This window comes from Bacillus sp. S2(2019), assembly GCF_005144805.1.
In the GTDB taxonomy this organism is placed as follows: domain Bacteria; phylum Bacillota; class Bacilli; order Bacillales; family Bacillaceae; genus Bacillus; species Bacillus altitudinis.
Genome location: NZ_SWFL01000002.1, coordinates 177,666 through 195,859, shown reverse-complemented (window position 1 = coordinate 195,859; position 18,194 = coordinate 177,666). Strand labels below are relative to the sequence as shown.

Sequence of the window (18,194 nt, the reverse complement as noted above, 5' to 3'; positions counted from 1 at the left end):
GGAAAACAGGATGAAAGCAATGGAAGATGTAAAAAAGGGTGGCAGTTTCTTAATTGATGAGACGAATTATGAGCATATCTTTACACCAGAGGATTTCTCTGATGAACATCAAATGATCGGGAAAACAACAGAAGATTACATTTTACAAGATGTCGTTCCGCACATCGATCAAATTGAAAATCATGAATTCGAGCATTCTGTTCGTCTCTTGAAAAAGGCTGGAGAGCTTGGCCTGCTTGGTGCGGACGTTCCTGAGGAATTTGGCGGGCTTGGGCTAGATAAAATCAGCTCAGCCATCATTACTGAAAAATTTGCAAGAGCAGGCAGCTTCTCTCTTTCTTACGGCGCCCATGTCGGGATCGGTTCTTTGCCGATCGTGCTGTTTGGCAATCAAGCGCAAAAGGAAAAGTACCTGCCAGGACTCGCCTCTGGAGAAACAATTGCGGCATATGCCCTAACAGAGCCAGGGTCAGGTTCTGATGCGCTAGGTGCGAAAACAACGGCAGTCCTGAATGAAGCTGGAACACATTATGTCCTCAATGGGGAAAAACAATGGATCACAAACTCCGCATTTGCCGATGTGTTTGTCGTGTATGCGAAGATTGATGGGGAACACTTCTCTGCTTTCATCGTAGAAAAAGATTTTCCTGGAGTCAAAACAGGACCTGAAGAGAAAAAGATGGGCATTAAAGGGTCCTCGACAAGAACGTTAATCCTTGAAGATGCCGAAGTGCCAAAGGAGAATTTGCTTGGTGAAGCAGGCAGAGGCCATGTCATTGCCTTTAACATTTTGAACATTGGACGCTATAAACTGGCTGTAGGGACAATTGGTGCATCAAAACGAGTCATTCAATTATCGGCAGAGTATGCCAATCAGCGTAAGCAGTTTAAAACACCAATTTCTCAATTTAGCTTAATTGGCGAAAAAGCAGCCAACATGTCGGCAAAGCTTTATGCCATGGAAAGTGCTGTATACCGCACAGTCGGGTTATTTGAACAAAGAATGGGTCTGTTAAGTGACGAGGAGCAAAAGGACGGGAAACAAATTGCGCAATCCATTGCAGAATATGCGATTGAATGCTCTCTTTGTAAAGTGCTTGGCTCTGAAACGCTCGATTATATTGTGGATGAAGGTGTGCAGATTCACGGCGGATATGGTTTCATGCAAGAATACGAAGTCGAAAGAGCCTATCGCGACTCACGAATTAACCGTATTTTTGAAGGAACGAACGAAATTAATCGATTGCTTGTGCCAGGCACCTTCTTGAAGAAAGCGATGAAAGGAGAGCTTCCGCTTCTTCAAAAAGCGCAAACCCTTCAGGAAGAGCTCATGATGATGATGCCGGAAGAGCCGGGTGATCAGCCGCTTGATCAAGAGAAATACTTACTTGCCCATGCGAAAAAGATCGCCTTGATGGTGGCAGGTATGGCCGCGATGAAATATGGGAAAGCATTAGACAAAGAGCAAGAAATCCTTGTGAATATAGCAGATATCGTCAATGAACTCTTTGCTGCTGAGTCGGCGGTCTTGCGTACGGAAAAAGCAATCGCAGCATCAGGCACAGAAAAAAATGCACAAAAGCTTGCGTATACACAAATTTTCACGCAGGAAGCCTTTTTAAAAATTGAAGCTCATGCGAAAGAATCATTGATTGCCATGGAAGAAGGAGATTCACTCCGTATGAGTCTGTCAGCCCTTCGCAAGCTGACAAGATTCACGCCAATGAATGTCATTGCGAAAAAGCGTGAGGTGGCGAAACGAATCTTTGAAGCAGAGAAATATATCGTATAAGACGGCTGAAAAGGTGCGGATATCATGCCGCACCTTTTTGTAAGCATACATTTAGGTTTTTCATATGTTTTGTGATAAAATGTTGTCACTATTTGCAGGAGGTGAAAATGGTGGCTTTAGATTTTTACGAATACCCATCTTGCGGTACATGCCGAAAAGCAAAGAAATGGCTGGAAGAACACAATAAAGACATCAACAGCATACATATCGTCGAAGAGACGCCTGATAAAGAAACATTAAAAGCCCTTTACGAAAAAAGCGGTTTAGAGCTGAAGAAATTCTTTAATACGAGCGGTCAGAAATACAGAGAGCTGCAGCTGAAAGATAAACTTCCTGCAATGTCAGAGGACGAGCAGCTTGAATTACTTGCTTCTAACGGAATGCTAATCAAGCGTCCAATTACAACAGACGGCAAACGAGTGACAGTTGGATTTAATGAAGATACATTTAAAAGCGTCTGGAAATGATGTAACTTTCATTCAGATTGTGGTATCTTCAATATAGATTGTAAGAAAAGACTGGAGGGTATGAAATGAGCACACCAAAAGATTTACGTTATTCAGAAGAACACGAATGGGTCAAAGTAGAAGGAGATAAGGTGCGTATCGGTATTACGCATTTTGCTCAATCTGAGCTAGGCGATATCGTGTTCGTTGAGCTTCCTGAAGTAGGAGACAAAATTACAGCGGACGAGCCTTTCGGAAGTGTAGAATCAGTCAAAACAGTTTCTGAACTATACGCACCGATTAACGGCACAATCGTTGAAGTAAACGATGAGCTTGATGACAGCCCAGAGTTCGTCAACGACTCTCCATACGAAAAAGCTTGGATGATCGTAGTAGAGCCAGCGGATACATCTGAAATCGAGAACTTAATGACAGCTGAGCAATATGAAGAAATGACAAAAGAAGACTAATTCATGTGAAATTGGACACTCTACCTTTATGGGGGGTGTCCAATTTGTCTTTTCAAAAAGAACAGGTGGATATAACAGAGCATGTCACTGGACGATTCAAAGAGAGCGGCATGGTGCTTTACCATCAAAACGAAGAGATTGGCACGATGATTAGTGAAAATCAATATGAATTAAAATCAGGTTATTCCTATGATCAAAACCGTTTTTATCGTCTGTCAGATACGTTGACCCATGGGACTGAAAAATATGTAGACTGTGACGATGAAAATGGCTGGTGCTAATCACAGATAAGGCTGTAGTGAGTGAATGCTACAGCCTTTTTGTTGATCAAGTGCCCAATCTTTACAACCCGAATGAAAGATTGTAATCTAAGGAAGAAGTGAATCAACGTCAAAAGGGCCAGGTGATCGTGATGAATGTCGAGATAGAAAAGGTCATCATTGTAGAAGGTAAATCAGATAAACAGAAGCTAAAAGAAGTCATAAGTGAACCTGTTACCATCATTTGCACCAATGGCACGATCAGTACATCGAAGCTGGATCAGCTTGTGGACGATTTATTCGGGAAAGACGTTTACATATTAGCAGACAGTGACGATGCTGGCGACAAACTGCGGAAGCAATTCCGAAAAGAATTCCCTGAAGCACTGCATCTTTTTGTCGACAGAACGTACCGCGAAGTGGCCGCTTCACCGTCAGCCCACATTGCATCTATTCTATTAGCTGCAAACATTGATGTTCATTCGAAATATTTATAAGGGTGACGTATATGAAAGAGATTGAAGAGCATGAATTCAAGGAGATAGAGGACGATTTATTTCTTTTGTACTTATATACACCATTTTGCGGAACATGCCAGCTGGCAAAGAAGATGCTGGCAGTGGTTGATGCCATGCAGCCGGAAGTTCCTTTTTATGAAAATAACTTAAATTACTCGCCAAGTTTTGCAAAAGCATTTGAGATCGAAAGTGTCCCTTGCTTTCTCCTGTTTAAAAAGGGTGAAATCGTGCAAAAAGGCTATGCCTTTCACTCCGTTCCATATCTTCACGAAATGATTGAAACCGCTAAATAAAGCGGTTTTTTGTCATATTTCAAGCAATTCATTTGAAAATTTGTCGAGCTATTTATAAAGGACAAGCCGATGTTTGTAGAGAAATGTTATGTATAACCAAATGACAGGGAGGTTATACATGTGGAAAATGTGAAAGCCCATGGAAGTGCAGGGCAGCGATTATTGTTAAAGCCGTTGCTCTCATCATCATCCTTGAAGATTACATTTGAGGCGGAAACGGACTCTTGTACATTGATTGTGGATGAACGTGGTGAAGTGAAGAAACTACCTGCAATTGAGTTATCGGATCTCATCTTTTATGGTGAGCGAAAAGAGATTTTGCAATTATTAGATGGAGACATGTCCTTACAGCAGCTGATCAGCAGAGGACAAGTGAAAGTGAAAGGCTCATTTCGAGCTCTTCTAAGACTAGAAGCGGTACTTTGGCTGACGAACGGTTTTTTTCGAAAAATGATAACGTAGTCGTTTACTTGGAAATTAGCGATTTACAGCGTTGACATATCTCAGATAGCATGATATTCTACGTTAGTAAAAACATGAACATCACATAAAACAACATATTTTCTCTTATTAAGAGAGGTGGAGGGACGTGCCCTATGAAACCCGGCAACCGTCAGCATAGCTGAAATTGGTGCCAATTCACTCAAAGCCGCAACGCTTTGAAAGATGAGAGAAAGGCGTATTTGATATAAAAGGCCTTTCTGCTTGCGTTGCAGTTAGGTCTTTTTTACTGACCTTGCGTCAGGCTAGCGTCATAACAGTCGGAAGAATAAATGAACGTATGTGATGGCAACCTATAGATTCAGCAAGAAAGCAGGTGAACAGACTGTGATCCATTTACAGAATGTATCAAAAACGTATCTTTCAAAAAGCGGAAATGTTGATGCCGTGAAAGACGTCAACTTGGATATCGATAAAGGTGAAATATTCGGAATTATCGGGTATAGCGGCGCTGGGAAAAGCTCCCTGATTCGCCTATTAAACGGTCTGGAGTTGCCAACAGAAGGAATCGTTGAAGTGGCAGGCAACCGGATCAATGAAGTATCGAATGCGAAACTTCGGAAAGCAAGACAAGAAATCAGCATGATTTTCCAACACTTTAACTTGCTCTGGTCAAGAACAGTGAGACAAAATATTATGTTCCCGCTCGAGATCGCAGGTGTACCAACGTCAAAACGGAGAGCTCGTGCAAACGAACTGATTAAATTGGTCGGTTTAGAAGGAAAAGAAAATGCATATCCTTCTCAGCTCAGCGGCGGGCAAAAGCAGCGTGTAGGGATTGCGAGAGCATTAGCAAATGACCCAAAAGTTCTGCTATGTGACGAAGCCACTTCTGCGCTTGATCCACAAACAACGGATTCCATCCTTGAGCTTTTAGCCGATATTAATAAACGACTAGGACTCACCATTGTATTGATCACACACGAAATGCACGTCATTCGCAAAATTTGTCACCGTGTGGCAGTGATGGAGAATGGCCGTATTGTCGAAGAAGGCGAAGTATTACGTGTCTTCAGACAGCCGAAAGAAGAAATGACGAAGCGATTCGTGAAACAGCTTGCTGAACCAGAAGAAGCAAAAGAAACGATCGAGCACGTCCTAGAGAGAGTAAAAGAAGGTCAGGTCGTCAGGTTGTCCTTTATTGGAGATTCTGCCGAACAGCCGCTGATCACGGAAATTATTCGATCCTTCAAGGTCGATGTGAACATCCTGCAAGGAAAGATTTCTCAAACGCAGGAAGGCGCGTTTGGAACACTCTTTATCCATATTAATGGAGACGAGAACGAAGTTAGAAAAGCCATCGCCTATATCCAAAGCAAACAGGTTGAAATTGAGGTGATGACACATGTTTGAGAAATGGTTTCCGAACGTTGATCTAGAGGTTATTTGGAACGCGACGGGTGAAACGGTCTATATGACACTCATTGCACTAGCGTTTGCTTTTGCTATCGGCATCATCCTTGGGCTGTTGCTCTTTTTGACAAGTAAAGGCGGTTTATGGGAAAACAAACCAATTAATGCTGTCATCGGCGCAGTCGTCAACATTTTCAGATCGATTCCCTTTATCATATTAATCATTCTATTATTAGGATTTACTAAACTAATTATGGGCACGATATTAGGCCCAAATGCAGCATTACCAGCCCTTGTCATTGGCTCAGCCCCTTTCTACGCACGTCTTGTCGAAATTGCACTGCGTGAAGTAGACAAAGGAGTCATTGAAGCAGCACGATCTATGGGAGCAAAAACGTCGACCATTATTTTCAAAGTATTGCTTCCAGAATCACTGCCAGCCCTTATTTCAGGAATTACTGTAACAGCGATTGCTCTGATTGGCTCTACTGCGATTGCAGGAGCAATTGGAGCAGGCGGACTTGGTGACCTTGCTTATGTAGAAGGATACCAATCTGGTAATACAGATGTCACACTTGTAGCCACTGTGTTTATTCTGATCATCGTCTTTATCATTCAAATAATCGGTGATTTGATTACAAATAAAATTGATAAACGTTAAGGGAGGAATTATTCATGAAGAAATTGATTTTAAGTGCACTATTTCTAGCATTTGCAGGCATTTTAGCTGCTTGCGGTTCATCAAATAACGCAAGCGATAACAAAACCATCACGGTTGCCGCTTCAAAAACACCACATGCCGAGATTCTTGAAGAAGCAAAACCACTTCTAAAAGAAAAAGGCTACGATCTAAAAGTGAAAGTACTGAGCGATTATAAAATGTACAACAAAGCATTAGCTGAAAAAGAAGTGGATGCAAACTTTTTCCAACATATCCCTTACTTGAACGAAGAAAATAAATCAAACAAAGATTACAACTTAGTGAGTGCTGGTGCCGTTCACCTTGAGCCTTTCGGTATCTACTCTAAGAAATACAAATCAGTAAAAGATATTCCAAACGGCGGCACGATCATCATGACAAACAACGTAGCTGAGCAAGGACGTATGCTTGCCCTATTACAAAATGCTGGTGTGATCAAGCTTGATCCAAAAGTAGATACAATCAACGCAACAGTCAAAAACATCAAAGAAAACCCGAAGAACCTAAAATTCAAAAAAATCGCTCCTGAACTAACAGCGAAAGCTTATGAAAACAGTGAAGGCGACGCTGTATTTATTAACGTTAACTATGCGATCCAAAATAAATTGAATCCGAAAAAAGATTCAATCGAACTTGAGCAAACGAAAAACAACCCGTATGCAAACATCGTCGCTGTTCGCAAAGGTGACGAAAAATCAGAGAAGATCAAGGTATTAATGGAAGTTCTTCACTCTGATAAAATCAAAGAATTCATCGACAAAAAGTATGATGGTGCAGTATTGCCTGTATCTGAATAACAACTTGTAAACCTCGCTTTCATGAAAGCGAGGTTTTTTGTGTATTTTTTCAAATCTCGCTCATAATAAAAACGAACAAATGACCTGAAGGGATGGAATGAAGATGAATGAACAGCATATGAGCGGATCCATGCAGCAATCACTGACGGATTATAAAACGGCGATGGGCGAATTCCAGAAGAAAATGCCGGTGTTTGGCAAGAAATTTAATGAATTTACGGAGCAGTGCTTTCAGAGCGATTCCTTAACACAAAAAGAAAAACAAATGATTGCCCTTGGCATCAGCATTCATGCACAAGATGAATATTGCATGATCTATCATACAAAGGGAGCGCTCGACCAAGGCGCAACAGAAGAGAATTTGCTGGAGGTCGTCAGTGTGGCGGCAGCGTTTGGCGGCGGTGCTGCGCTAAGTCAAGGCATCACAGTTGTTCAGCAATGTATTGATGAATTTGGAGGACAGACGCATTAAGGGAAGGATAAGATGGTATTTTTCCAAATCAGGGAGTTGAGTTCTTCTCAGCCAAGTGTGTGAGAAAATATGCCAGTATACTGCGTCATATCCTTTTTGAGTGAAGCAGCATGCCTTTGATACAATGGAGCTACACTCAAAGAAGGGAATGGTTTATTATTTGTTCGGACCAGAGTACACTGGGATTGGATTATACCGCCGAGATGGAAAAGGCCATGCATCAATCTCATGGCATGAGTTATGCAGAGTACGAAAGAGACCATGACTTACGAATGAAAGTAGAACTTAAACGAGAGCAGTCCTATCGAGATGAGAAAAGACAGCTCGCAAAAATGAATATACGAGGCTATTGATAGCTAAGGGGCGGGGAGAACAGTTTCCCGCCCTTTCTTTATGAAAACAGTCTTTTCGACATAAATCCTTTTATCTACCTGTATTTTTTGTTAGAATTTTGAGAGCATCCTCTCACGCTTGTCGTGAATGTGTTGTATTCACTTTTAATTTGTTATAAAATTAGAATGAGAATAAATTGAGAATAATGATTATTTTGGAGGTATCGATATATGACTGCTTCGACATTAACAATTAAGGACTTGCACGTTGAGATTGAAGGGAAAGAAATCTTAAAAGGTGTAAACCTAGAAATAAAAGGTGGAGAATTCCACGCAGTAATGGGACCAAACGGTACAGGTAAATCTACTTTATCTGCTGCAATCATGGGCCATCCTAAGTATGAAGTGACAAAAGGCAGCATTTTGCTTGATGGCGAAGATGTTCTTGAAATGGAAGTAGATGAGCGCGCTCAAGCGGGTCTTTTCCTTGCAATGCAATATCCATCTGAAATTAGTGGTGTAACAAATGCAGACTTCCTTCGTTCGGCTATTAACGCACGCAGAGAAGAAGGCGATGAAATCTCTCTCATGAAATTCATCCGCAAAATGGACGAAAACATGGAATTCCTTGAAATGGACCCAGATATGGCACAGCGCTACCTAAACGAAGGTTTCTCAGGTGGGGAGAAAAAACGTAACGAAATTCTTCAATTAATGATGATTGAACCAAAAATCGCCATCCTTGACGAAATCGACTCTGGTCTTGATATCGATGCACTGAAAGTTGTTTCTAAAGGGATTAATAAAATGCGCGGCGAAAGCTTCGGCTGCTTAATGATCACTCACTATCAGCGTTTATTGAACTACATCACACCAGATCACGTTCATGTCATGATGCAAGGACGTATTGTGAAATCTGGCGGACCAGAACTAGCGCAGCGTCTAGAAGCAGAAGGTTATGACTGGATTAAAAAAGAGTTAGGAATTGAAGACGAAACTGTTGGTCAAGAAGCGTAAGCGTTAGGAGGATTATTGATGACATTAGAAACGAAATTATCAGTAGATCAAGATTATGTCAAAAGCTTCTCCGAGAAGCATCAGGAACCGGCATGGATGAGTTCCCTTCGCTTACAGGCTCTTGAAAAAGCAGAAGACCTTCCAATGCCAAAGCCTGACAAAACGAATATTTCAAAATGGAATTTAACCAATTTCAAACAGCATACAGTTGAAAGTGCGCCATTTGGATCTTTAGAAGAGCTTCCTGAAGAAGTGAAATCTCTTATTGATTTAGAGGACACAGATAAGACAGTCTATATACAGCGTGATCAAACGCCAGCATACTTGTCTCTTTCTAGTGAAGCAAAAGATAAAGGCGTGATCTTCACTGATATCCATACAGCGATTCGCGAACATGGAGAGCTAGTGAAGAAATATTTCATGACTGATGCAGTGAAAGTGGATGAGCACAAACTAACAGCTTTACATGCTGCTTTAGTGAATGGCGGAGCTTTCCTCTATGTACCGAAAAACGTAGAGCTTGAGGCACCAATTCAAGCCGTTTATCTTCATGAAAATGACGAAACAACGTTGTTCAACCATGTCATCGTTGTAGCAGACGATCATAGTGCTGTGACATATGTCGAAAACTACATCAGTACGGCAACACCAGAAGAAGCGATCTTCAATATCGTGTCTGAAGTCTTCACAGGTGCAAATGCCCGCGTCACTTACGGTGCAGTGGATAATCTTGCAGAAGGTGTGACAGTCTATGTGAATAGACGTGGTATGGCAAATGGTCGTGACAGTAAAATCGAATGGGCGCTTGGTCTGATGAATGATGGAGACGTTGTGTCTGAAAACATCACAAAGCTTATGGGCGACGGTACATTCGGTGATACAAAATCAGTTGTTGTTGGCCGCGGGAATCAAACGGAAAACTTCACAACAAGCATCATCCACTTCGGTAAAAACTCTGAAGGGTATATCTTGAAGCATGGTGTCATGAAGGATCAAGCATCTTCTATCTTTAACGGGATTGGTAAAATCGAGCATGGCGCAACGAAGTCAAATGCGGAGCAAGAATCTCGTGTTCTCATGCTGAGTGAGAAAGCACGCGGTGACGCTAACCCAATTCTTTTAATCGATGAAGATGATGTAACAGCAGGGCACGCTGCGTCTGTTGGGCGTGTTGATCCAATTCAACTCTATTACCTCATGAGCCGTGGGATTTCCAAAGAAGATGCAGAAAGACTTGTCATTTATGGCTTCTTAAATCCAGTCGTCAAAGAACTGCCGATTGAAGGAGTTAAAAAGCAGCTCGTTTCTGTGATTGAAAGGAAAGTAAAATAATGAATATCAAAGACGTTCGTGAGCAGTTTCCAATCCTTCATCAGCAAGTGAACGGACATGATTTGGTGTATTTGGACAGTGCAGCGACATCTCAAAAACCACGAGTTGTCATTGATGCAATGAATGAGTATTACCGGTCTTACAACTCGAACGTCCACCGGGGTGTTCATACCCTTGGCACAAAAGCAACGGACGCATACGAGGGTGCAAGAGAGAAAGTTCGAGCATTCATTGGTGCTTCTTCTGTCCAGGAGATTATTTTTACTAGAGGTACAACAACCGCACTAAACACAGTGGCAATCAGCTATGCAAGAGCAAACCTTAAAGAAGGCGATGAGATCGTCATTACGCATATGGAACATCATGCGAATATCATCCCTTGGCAGCAGGCAGCAAAAGCAACTGGCGCCACATTGAAATATATTCCGTTACAGGAAGACGGCACGCTGTCGCTTGAAGATGTGAAGCAAACCATCACACATCAAACGAAAATCGTTGCTGTCACACATGTCTCAAACGTATTAGGAACCATCAATCCAATTAAAGACATTGCAAAGATTGCCCACGATCACGGTGCAATTATTGTCGTCGATGGTGCCCAGAGCACCCCGCACATGCAAATTGATGTTCAGGACTTGGATTGCGACTTTTTCGCCTTCTCTGGGCATAAAATGTGTGGACCGACTGGCATTGGTGTTCTTTACGGGAAGAAGGACCTTTTGAATAATATGGAGCCTGCTGAGTTTGGCGGTGAAATGATCGACTTTGTGGATCTATATGATTCTACATGGAAAGAGCTGCCGTGGAAATTTGAAGCGGGAACACCGATTATTGCAGGAGCAATTGGGCTCGGAAAAGCGATTGATTTCTTAAATGACATCGGAATGGAGGAAGTCAGCCGTTACGAGCATCAGCTTGCGACTTATGCACTTGAGCGCTTTAAGGAGCTTGAAGGTGTCACGGTTTACGGACCGCAGCACCGAGCTGGACTTGTGACGTTTAACTTAGACGACGTCCATCCTCATGATGCCTCAACTGTTCTAGATACGGAAGGTGTCGCCATTCGTGCTGGACATCACTGTGCACAGCCGCTCATGAAATGGCTTGGTGTATCAGCGACTGCAAGAGCAAGCTTCTATCTGTACAATACAGAAGAGGAGATTGACGAGCTCATGGCAGCGCTCCGTAAGACAAAGGAGTATTTTACGAATGTCTTTTAATGTAAACTTAGACACACTGTACAGACAAGTGATTATGGATCATTATAAAAATCCGAGAAACAAAGGTGTGTTAAACGACAGCATTGTCGTCGATATGAACAACCCTACGTGTGGTGACCGCATTCGTCTCACGATGAAAATCGAAGACAAAAAAGTCATGGATGCGAAATTTGAAGGAGAAGGATGCTCGATTTCGATGGCATCTGCCTCTATGATGACGCAGGCGATTAAAGGGAAAGATATTGAAACAGCTTTGAAAATGTCTCAGATTTTCTCCGATATGATGCTAGGAAAAGAATACGACGATTCCATTGATCTTGGTGACATTGAGGCGCTGCAGGGAGTAGCAAAATTCCCAGCGCGCATCAAATGTGCAACATTATCCTGGAAGGCGCTTGAAAAAGGCGCATCTGCCGAAGATAACGGCAAATCATAAGATTGGAGTGAAAATGGATGGCTAAAAAAATGCCAGATGTTGGTGAATATAAATACGGCTTTTCTGATAAAGACGTTTCCATTTTCCGTTCAGAGCGCGGACTGACAAAAGAGATCGTTGAAGAAATTTCTCGTATGAAAGAAGAGCCTCAGTGGATGCTCGACTTCCGTTTGAAATCTCTTGAGCACTTTTACAACATGCCGATGCCACAATGGGGCGGAGATTTAAATGCATTAAACTTTGATGAAATTACGTACTACGTAAAACCATCAGAACGCTCTGAGCGTTCTTGGGATGAAGTACCAGAAGAAATCAAACAAACCTTTGACAAGCTTGGAATCCCTGAAGCAGAGCAAAAGTACTTAGCAGGTGTATCTGCTCAGTATGAATCTGAAGTTGTGTATCACAACATGAAGCAAGATCTTGAAGATCTAGGCATTGTGTTTAAAGATACAGACAGTGCATTAAAAGAGAACGAAGACATCTTCCGTGAGCACTGGGCAAAAGTCATTCCTCCGACTGACAACAAATTTGCTGCGCTTAACTCGGCTGTATGGTCTGGTGGTTCATTCATCTACGTACCAAAAGGCGTAAAAGTAGATACACCACTGCAAGCATACTTCCGAATCAACTCTGAGAACATGGGTCAGTTCGAACGTACACTGATCATCGTTGATGAAGGCGCACACGTGCATTACGTAGAAGGTTGTACAGCTCCAGTTTACACAACAAACTCACTTCATAGTGCGGTTGTTGAAATTATCGTGAAAAAAGGCGGCTACTGCCGTTATACGACGATTCAAAACTGGGCAAACAACGTCTTCAACCTTGTGACAAAACGTACAGTATGTGAAGAGAATGCAACAATGGAATGGATTGATGGAAACATCGGTTCTAAGCTGACAATGAAATACCCAGCTGTCATCTTAAAAGGTGAAGGCGCTCGTGGTATGACATTAAGTATTGCCCTAGCAGGTAAAGGTCAGCACCAAGATGCAGGTGCAAAAATGATTCATCTTGCACCAAACACATCTTCAACGATCGTATCGAAATCGATTTCCAAACAAGGCGGTAAAGTCACATACCGTGGAATCGTACACTTCGGACGCAAAGCAGAGGGTGCACGCTCAAACATCGAGTGTGACACACTCATCATGGATAACAAATCAACATCTGATACGATCCCTTACAATGAAATCTTAAACGACAACATTTCATTAGAGCACGAAGCGAAGGTATCGAAAGTATCAGAAGAGCAGCTATTCTACTTGATGAGCCGCGGAATTTCTGAAGAAGAAGCAACAGAAATGATCGTCATGGGCTTCATCGAGCCATTCACAAAAGAACTGCCAATGGAATACGCCGTTGAAATGAACCGTTTGATTAAGTTTGAAATGGAAGGTTCTATTGGTTAATAAATAAAAAACCTTTATATATCAGGGGTTTGAGAGGATTTCATATCGTGCCAAATTTGTGCCAGGTTGAAATTATCTTTTAGTGTAGGAGGCGAACTTTTTTAGTTCGTCTTCTTCAATTTTTTCAGTAATATTAAGATAAGTGTCGACAGTTGTTTTGATGGTTTTATGCCCCAAACGATTTGATGCATATTGAAGGCTTGCACCTGATTCAAGCAGTAGAACGGCATGAGTATGCCTAAAGAGTCAGTAGCCGGATTTCTCCATCTCATTCGGCTGATTCAATAAATTCCTGTTCAGGCAGTATGGGGGCAAAGGAGGAATAACAATGTACACTATGATTGAAGAAGGATGGAAAGCATATTATCGCCAATATCGGCAGAAACCAGAAAACAAGAAAAAAGGCTAGTATCCTATCAAGTTCATCGTTCAGCCAATTATATGGAATATCGAAAATCCAAATTAAAGGATGTTAATAAAAAAATGTTTTGTTCAAAAGGCTTGAGAAGTTAGGCGGAAAGACTTAAGCCTAATATGTCATTTAGTTTTAATAGCTTTTTGTTATTTTTAATTGAAAACAACCCCTCCAATCGTTTAGCAGCTATTTTATGTAGTTGCTCTTTTTATTGAATTAAAGGGACAGGATAGTTGAAGAAGGAAGGTTCGTAACATAAACTAAATATGTACATAAATATTGAAGGATTGTTAGAAAAGAAACCTACTATACCTGGTTCAATAATCAAGATAGGGGAAACATTTTCTGAAAGGAATGAAAGGAAATTAATATGAGTGAAACAATGCAGCGGATTAATCAATTTAGAGATGAGCGCAATTGGCGGCAATTTCATAATGAAAAAGATTTGGCAATTTCCATCTCTTTAGAAGCAAATGAATTATTGGAATTATTTCAATGGAAAACACCAGAAGAATCCAAAGAAAATCCTGAGCGACTTAAAGAAGAACTGGCAGATGTGCTGATTTACTCTTATATGATGGCTGATAATCTGGGATTTGATATTGATGAAATCATCGCAGAAAAATTGATTAAAAATGCTGAGAAATATCCAGTTCCTAAAAGCTTTGGTCAAAAAAAGAAATATAATGAACTGGATGAGGTGGATTAAGCAATGGCTAAGTACAACTGTATAACATTGAAAGTGAAAAATGGAGAATTGGAAGGTTTCGATAAACTTCGCCAGTCTGAACAAAATATTCTTAGAAATGGCAATGTCGTTTATATCTACAAAGGTACGAAGTCGAAAAAGGTTTACATTGGACAAACGAAACACTTTACTGAGCGGAATAGGCAGCACTACAATGGTCAAGAGGAAAAATTTAATATAGCAGATTTCGACCAAGTAATGATTCTTATTTCATCCTATTTCAACGGTTCAGCCTTAGATGATGTCGAAAGCCAGCTGATAACCTACTTTATGGCCGACAATCCAAAATCTAAAAAGCAGCTGGTTCAATATGATAATGATGAGATTATTAATCGAACCTATGGCAACAGTGTCAATGACTACCGAGAACGAGAAAAGGTTGCTTCAGAAGTTATTTTACCTTTTTGGGAAAAAGAGCTATACCCTAATGGATGGGTAAGCACAAAGACTTTAGAGGAGTTGCGCAATGGTGCACTGGTCAAATATAGCCCAATCAAAGAATTAACAAACCAGCAAATGGGCTTTCTTGAAGAGATTGAATCGAATCCTGATAAAAGCTTTGTGATTAATGGGGATGCAGGGACTGGCAAAACCGTATTGCTGACTCATTTGGTCGCTAAACTATTGAAAGAAAAACCTAATCAGCGAATAGCAGTCGTTTTGCAGCTAATTGGATTAAAACGGCAAAGGATATCTTTAGAGTATATGGAATGAACAACAGTAACCTGACACTTGCTACCTCGACACAGTTGATTAATGCCGATGAAAATTATGATGTTGTAATTGTTGACGAATCTCATAAGCTTTCTAGAAAATTTTCCAAGCAAATGGCATCCTTCAACAAAGTGTATAAGGGAAGATTTGCCCAGGATGATAACCACTTGGAGTCTTTAAAAAAAATAGGCCGTCAAATCGTGTTAATGTATGACGTATTGCAAGCTATTCGCCCTGCCAATATGACACGTGTGCAATTCAAAGAAGCAACCAAAGACTTTGAACAGAGATACTTAACAACACAATTTAGAATCCAAGCTCCAGCAGGAAAGAACTATTCATCAGAAGACTTCGTAAATGGTATTAAATATCTATTGTATAAGGATACAGGTCTATTAAAACAAACGAATTTTAACCCGAAATTTGACAGAGCTGTGTTCCAAGATAGTAATGCTGATGCTTATTTTGGCTATTTTGAAACGGAACCTTTAAAGAATTTGATTGATTGGGTAGAAGAAGACAGAAATTTCAATCCTGAACATATAAACCGTGTGCTAGGTGGATTAGTTGAACCTTGGAAGCAGGCTGATGGCAAAGACCCGTTAATCACTCATTGGCATGAAGGAAATATCAAACGAAGATGGAATTCCACTCAAGAAAATTGGATTAATTCAGTGGATGCCGATGCTGAGGATCAGATTGGCTCCGTTTTTGCAGTCCAGGGTATCGATTTGAATAAAGTCGGTGTTTTAGTCGGCAATGATCTTCAAGTCGATGCAAAGGGACGGTTATTCGGCAATCCAGAGAATTTTCATAATGTAAACGGCAAGTTCTCCAAAGACGATGAAAGCCCTGAAAATGCACATGAATTTACCTTATTTGTGTTGAATATTTACTATATTCTGATGACTAGAGGAATTGACGGGATTCGGCTGGGATTCTGGAAAAATGATGCATTTAAAAAGTATATGGAGGAAGTATTGGAGATTAAATAAGTACCTGATATTTTGCATGCTTGACTAACGGGTGCTTTATCTCAATAAGAACACCTTAAAAAAATGAAAAAAACTCACAGCGGCGACCGTGAGTTCTTACTGTAAAATCCTTGTTTTATGTGACTTCAGACAATGGCAACGCAATGCCAAATTCGTGCCATGTTGAAATTACTTTTCAGTGCAGGAGGCGAACTTTTTAAGTTCGTCTTCTTCTTTTTTAGTAATATCAAGATAATAATTGTTATTGAACGAACGGGTTAGGGGAAGAACTAACAATTTGATTTGACTGGGATAATTGACGATGATATAAAATAAGACATCTAAGTGTCTTATGTACTTTCAAATCAAACACACCGATAAATTAGAATTTTATGCTCCCTTAATCCGATGTCCGACAATCGTTATCTCATTGGCTTAGTGCATCTTGACAAGTGCAGTTAATTTAATCGATATCTGAAAATATGTGATTAAAAAATTCCAGCAGTTTTAAGAAATTTCATTTCCTTTTCGTATGTATTACAAGTATACGGAATTTCGAATAAAGGTATATTATGTGACTTTGCATATTTACGTTTTAATTCGTCATTCTTTACTTGATACTCAAATTGTGAAACACCACCGAACTCATCTACAGGCTTATAATGTTGTTCACCTTGACACTCAATAAGACATTTAATGCTATTATCTGAACCGAGAATAGCAAAGTCATAACGCAACAATTTCTTTTGCCCTACACCATATAAGTCTTGAAACTCAACCTCAACTCTATATGCTACATTCTGTTTTCTTAGTATTTTAATAGTTCGCCATTGAAATGATGAAATGTTATGACAGTCACAAAAAGCATTACAATAATATCCATCCATCGCTCTAGACCCGTATGCATCAATTTTTATCTCAAAATCTGATGATTTAAATTCATATTCTTTACCACACAGATAGCAACGACATTTATATAACTTATATACAATACATTTGCCAGCTCCAGCTCCCTTTTTTCGTTTGTCATATGTAATAGGTATTCCCTCATAATTTTCATTAATACATTCTAATATCTCTAATGATTCATGTGTGGTATTGGAATAATCAATATGATAGCTTTCGTCTTTTACTCTGGGATATGAAGCTACTCTCTTTTTAATACGCTCTTGCTTTAACCCACAACTTTTATCTTCTCCTATACCTTCAAACCCTTCACAATCTCTCCATCTTTTTCCTGAAAAATCAGTCTCAACCATATAAACTACTTTTCCACATTTACACTGACATTTATATAGCTTATGAGACTTGTAACGTTGTATCCATTCATCAAAAGTATCTACAGATTCAATATTATTATTAGGATTTTCCCTCCCATTTATAAACTTTTGCTTATCTTGTTCTAGTTTTACAATTCTATCTTTAGCAACTTCTTCTTGATATGCTTCAAAACCAGCGATTATAGTAAAACATCCATGTTTCGTTCCAATAGACAATAGCCTGTCCAAGTATTTCCAGCCTCCCCATTTATAATAAAGATATTAACGATCTATCGAATAGCTATGTATTTTATAACAACTTTACCATCTTTCTCTTATAATGTGTTAATTTGCTTTGCCGTGAGTGCTTACTGTAAAGTCCTGATTTTATATGATTTTTCCAATGCCAACACCGTGCCAATAACATGCCAAGTTTGTGCCAAGTTAAAATTATAATCCATTTTATACGATTTAAAGAAATAGCTATATATCAAGGGTTTGGGCTACCTTTTTATAAATCAATTCGTGCCATTTCGGGTAAAATTAATCAAATTCGAGATGGAAGGTTCAATCTGTTAATAAAGACATTGAAACACAACGCTTTTGAAGGCATTTAATTTCGAGTGATATCGTTATGATACCATTTGTTAATTAAAGACCTTCATGGTGTTGTGTTTTTTTTATGTAAATGTGGAGAAGTATACAGTATTCTTCCTGGAATGACAGATTA

The 18,194-nt window shown here is 40.1% G+C and carries 21 protein-coding genes and 1 riboswitch; of the genes, 20 read left to right on the top strand and 1 reads right to left on the bottom strand.

The genetic code is table 11. The features are described from left to right. Window positions 1-10 precede the first annotated feature (10 nt). The 20 genes from FBF75_RS06180 (at window position 11) to FBF75_RS19800 (ending at window position 16,226) form a co-directional block, all read left to right on the top strand. On the top strand, window positions 11-1,792 hold the full coding sequence (locus tag FBF75_RS06180) for an acyl-CoA dehydrogenase family protein (RefSeq protein WP_046344434.1): 1,782 nt from the start codon (window positions 11-13) through the stop codon (window positions 1,790-1,792). A 110-nt stretch (window positions 1,793-1,902) separates the two neighbouring features. Continuing rightward, window positions 1,903-2,259: an arsenate reductase family protein gene (locus tag FBF75_RS06175; RefSeq protein ID WP_008356673.1), complete on the top strand. Its 357-nt coding sequence runs from the start codon at window positions 1,903-1,905 to the stop codon at window positions 2,257-2,259. Window positions 2,260-2,324: 65 nt separating this feature from the next. Next, complete coding sequence (gcvH, locus tag FBF75_RS06170; RefSeq protein ID WP_003213614.1) at window positions 2,325-2,708, top strand: glycine cleavage system protein GcvH; 384 nt, start codon at window positions 2,325-2,327, stop codon at window positions 2,706-2,708. 44 nt (window positions 2,709-2,752) lie between these two features. Then, window positions 2,753-2,989 (top strand): YusG family protein, encoded by a 237-nt coding sequence (locus FBF75_RS06165; RefSeq protein WP_008347037.1) that lies wholly within the window; start codon window positions 2,753-2,755, stop codon window positions 2,987-2,989. A 131-nt stretch (window positions 2,990-3,120) separates the two neighbouring features. After that, window positions 3,121-3,465: a toprim domain-containing protein gene (locus tag FBF75_RS06160; protein ID WP_008347035.1), complete on the top strand. Its 345-nt coding sequence runs from the start codon at window positions 3,121-3,123 to the stop codon at window positions 3,463-3,465. 11 nt (window positions 3,466-3,476) lie between these two features. Then, complete coding sequence (locus tag FBF75_RS06155; RefSeq protein ID WP_007500346.1) at window positions 3,477-3,779, top strand: thioredoxin family protein; 303 nt, start codon at window positions 3,477-3,479, stop codon at window positions 3,777-3,779. A 120-nt stretch (window positions 3,780-3,899) separates the two neighbouring features. Further along, a complete protein-coding gene (locus FBF75_RS06150; protein ID WP_008347033.1) occupies window positions 3,900-4,241 on the top strand; it encodes an SCP2 sterol-binding domain-containing protein in 342 nt (113 codons plus the stop codon). Between the two features lie 102 nt (window positions 4,242-4,343). Beyond that, window positions 4,344-4,452, top strand: a riboswitch (SAM riboswitch). A 155-nt stretch (window positions 4,453-4,607) separates the two neighbouring features. Next, window positions 4,608-5,633, top strand: a complete 1,026-nt coding sequence (locus FBF75_RS06145) for a methionine ABC transporter ATP-binding protein (protein ID WP_025207944.1) — start codon at window positions 4,608-4,610, stop codon at window positions 5,631-5,633. Continuing rightward, a complete protein-coding gene (locus tag FBF75_RS06140; protein WP_025207943.1) occupies window positions 5,626-6,294 on the top strand; it encodes a methionine ABC transporter permease in 669 nt (222 codons plus the stop codon). Before FBF75_RS06145 ends, FBF75_RS06140 begins: the two co-directional genes overlap by 8 nt. A gap of 14 nt (window positions 6,295-6,308) precedes the next feature. After that, entirely contained in the window at window positions 6,309-7,130 is an 822-nt protein-coding gene (metQ, locus tag FBF75_RS06135) for a methionine ABC transporter substrate-binding lipoprotein MetQ (RefSeq protein ID WP_007500351.1), read from the top strand. Window positions 7,131-7,233: 103 nt separating this feature from the next. Further along, window positions 7,234-7,602 (top strand): carboxymuconolactone decarboxylase family protein, encoded by a 369-nt coding sequence (locus FBF75_RS06130; protein ID WP_003212803.1) that lies wholly within the window; start codon window positions 7,234-7,236, stop codon window positions 7,600-7,602. 215 nt (window positions 7,603-7,817) lie between these two features. Then, window positions 7,818-7,955: a YuzK family famiily protein gene (locus FBF75_RS19640; RefSeq protein ID WP_008356693.1), complete on the top strand. Its 138-nt coding sequence runs from the start codon at window positions 7,818-7,820 to the stop codon at window positions 7,953-7,955. A gap of 210 nt (window positions 7,956-8,165) precedes the next feature. After that, window positions 8,166-8,951, top strand: coding sequence for a Fe-S cluster assembly ATPase SufC (gene sufC / locus FBF75_RS06125; protein WP_007500355.1), 786 nt, complete (start codon window positions 8,166-8,168; stop codon window positions 8,949-8,951). An 18-nt stretch (window positions 8,952-8,969) separates the two neighbouring features. After that, window positions 8,970-10,283, top strand: a complete 1,314-nt coding sequence (sufD, locus tag FBF75_RS06120; protein WP_025207941.1) for a Fe-S cluster assembly protein SufD — start codon at window positions 8,970-8,972, stop codon at window positions 10,281-10,283. Then, on the top strand, window positions 10,283-11,503 hold the full coding sequence (locus FBF75_RS06115) for a cysteine desulfurase (protein WP_136944538.1): 1,221 nt from the start codon (window positions 10,283-10,285) through the stop codon (window positions 11,501-11,503). Before sufD ends, FBF75_RS06115 begins: the two co-directional genes overlap by 1 nt. Continuing rightward, window positions 11,493-11,939 (top strand): Fe-S cluster assembly sulfur transfer protein SufU, encoded by a 447-nt coding sequence (gene sufU, locus FBF75_RS06110; RefSeq protein WP_136944537.1) that lies wholly within the window; start codon window positions 11,493-11,495, stop codon window positions 11,937-11,939. The genes FBF75_RS06115 and sufU overlap by 11 nt, the downstream gene beginning before the upstream one ends. A 17-nt stretch (window positions 11,940-11,956) precedes the next feature. Further along, window positions 11,957-13,354, top strand: coding sequence for a Fe-S cluster assembly protein SufB (gene sufB / locus FBF75_RS06105; protein ID WP_007500362.1), 1,398 nt, complete (start codon window positions 11,957-11,959; stop codon window positions 13,352-13,354). A 785-nt stretch (window positions 13,355-14,139) separates the two neighbouring features. Beyond that, window positions 14,140-14,478, top strand: coding sequence for a nucleotide pyrophosphohydrolase (locus tag FBF75_RS06095; RefSeq protein ID WP_136944536.1), 339 nt, complete (start codon window positions 14,140-14,142; stop codon window positions 14,476-14,478). Window positions 14,479-14,481: 3 nt separating this feature from the next. Next, complete coding sequence (locus tag FBF75_RS19805) at window positions 14,482-15,231, top strand: GIY-YIG nuclease family protein (RefSeq protein ID WP_240692317.1); 750 nt, start codon at window positions 14,482-14,484, stop codon at window positions 15,229-15,231. Beyond that, window positions 15,228-16,226, top strand: coding sequence for a DNA/RNA helicase domain-containing protein (locus tag FBF75_RS19800; RefSeq protein ID WP_240692316.1), 999 nt, complete (start codon window positions 15,228-15,230; stop codon window positions 16,224-16,226). The genes FBF75_RS19805 and FBF75_RS19800 overlap by 4 nt, the downstream gene beginning before the upstream one ends. A gap of 467 nt (window positions 16,227-16,693) precedes the next feature. Here the strand turns inward: FBF75_RS19800 and FBF75_RS06085 are convergent, their stop codons facing one another. After that, a complete protein-coding gene (locus FBF75_RS06085; RefSeq protein ID WP_136944535.1) occupies window positions 16,694-17,713 on the bottom strand; it encodes a hypothetical protein in 1,020 nt (339 codons plus the stop codon). Window positions 17,714-18,194: the final 481 nt, after the last annotated feature.

Excerpts from the sequence above, each read along its gene's own strand:
- FBF75_RS06180 (WP_046344434.1), top strand. The coding sequence starts at position 11 with ATGAAAGCAATGGAAGATGTAAAAAAGGGTGGCAGTTTCTTAATTGAT.
- gcvH (WP_003213614.1), top strand. The coding sequence starts at position 2,325 with ATGAGCACACCAAAAGATTTACGTTATTCAGAAGAACACGAATGGGTC.
- FBF75_RS06160 (WP_008347035.1), top strand. The coding sequence starts at position 3,121 with ATGAATGTCGAGATAGAAAAGGTCATCATTGTAGAAGGTAAATCAGAT.
- FBF75_RS06155 (WP_007500346.1), top strand. The coding sequence starts at position 3,477 with ATGAAAGAGATTGAAGAGCATGAATTCAAGGAGATAGAGGACGATTTA.
- FBF75_RS06140 (WP_025207943.1), top strand. The coding sequence starts at position 5,626 with ATGTTTGAGAAATGGTTTCCGAACGTTGATCTAGAGGTTATTTGGAAC.
- metQ (WP_007500351.1), top strand. The coding sequence starts at position 6,309 with ATGAAGAAATTGATTTTAAGTGCACTATTTCTAGCATTTGCAGGCATT.
- FBF75_RS06130 (WP_003212803.1), top strand. The coding sequence starts at position 7,234 with ATGAATGAACAGCATATGAGCGGATCCATGCAGCAATCACTGACGGAT.
- FBF75_RS19640 (WP_008356693.1), top strand. The coding sequence starts at position 7,818 with ATGCATCAATCTCATGGCATGAGTTATGCAGAGTACGAAAGAGACCAT.
- sufC (WP_007500355.1), top strand. The coding sequence starts at position 8,166 with ATGACTGCTTCGACATTAACAATTAAGGACTTGCACGTTGAGATTGAA.
- sufD (WP_025207941.1), top strand. The coding sequence starts at position 8,970 with ATGACATTAGAAACGAAATTATCAGTAGATCAAGATTATGTCAAAAGC.
- FBF75_RS06115 (WP_136944538.1), top strand. The coding sequence starts at position 10,283 with ATGAATATCAAAGACGTTCGTGAGCAGTTTCCAATCCTTCATCAGCAA.
- sufU (WP_136944537.1), top strand. The coding sequence starts at position 11,493 with ATGTCTTTTAATGTAAACTTAGACACACTGTACAGACAAGTGATTATG.
- sufB (WP_007500362.1), top strand. The coding sequence starts at position 11,957 with ATGGCTAAAAAAATGCCAGATGTTGGTGAATATAAATACGGCTTTTCT.
- FBF75_RS06095 (WP_136944536.1), top strand. The coding sequence starts at position 14,140 with ATGAGTGAAACAATGCAGCGGATTAATCAATTTAGAGATGAGCGCAAT.
- FBF75_RS19805 (WP_240692317.1), top strand. The coding sequence starts at position 14,482 with ATGGCTAAGTACAACTGTATAACATTGAAAGTGAAAAATGGAGAATTG.
- FBF75_RS19800 (WP_240692316.1), top strand. The coding sequence starts at position 15,228 with ATGAACAACAGTAACCTGACACTTGCTACCTCGACACAGTTGATTAAT.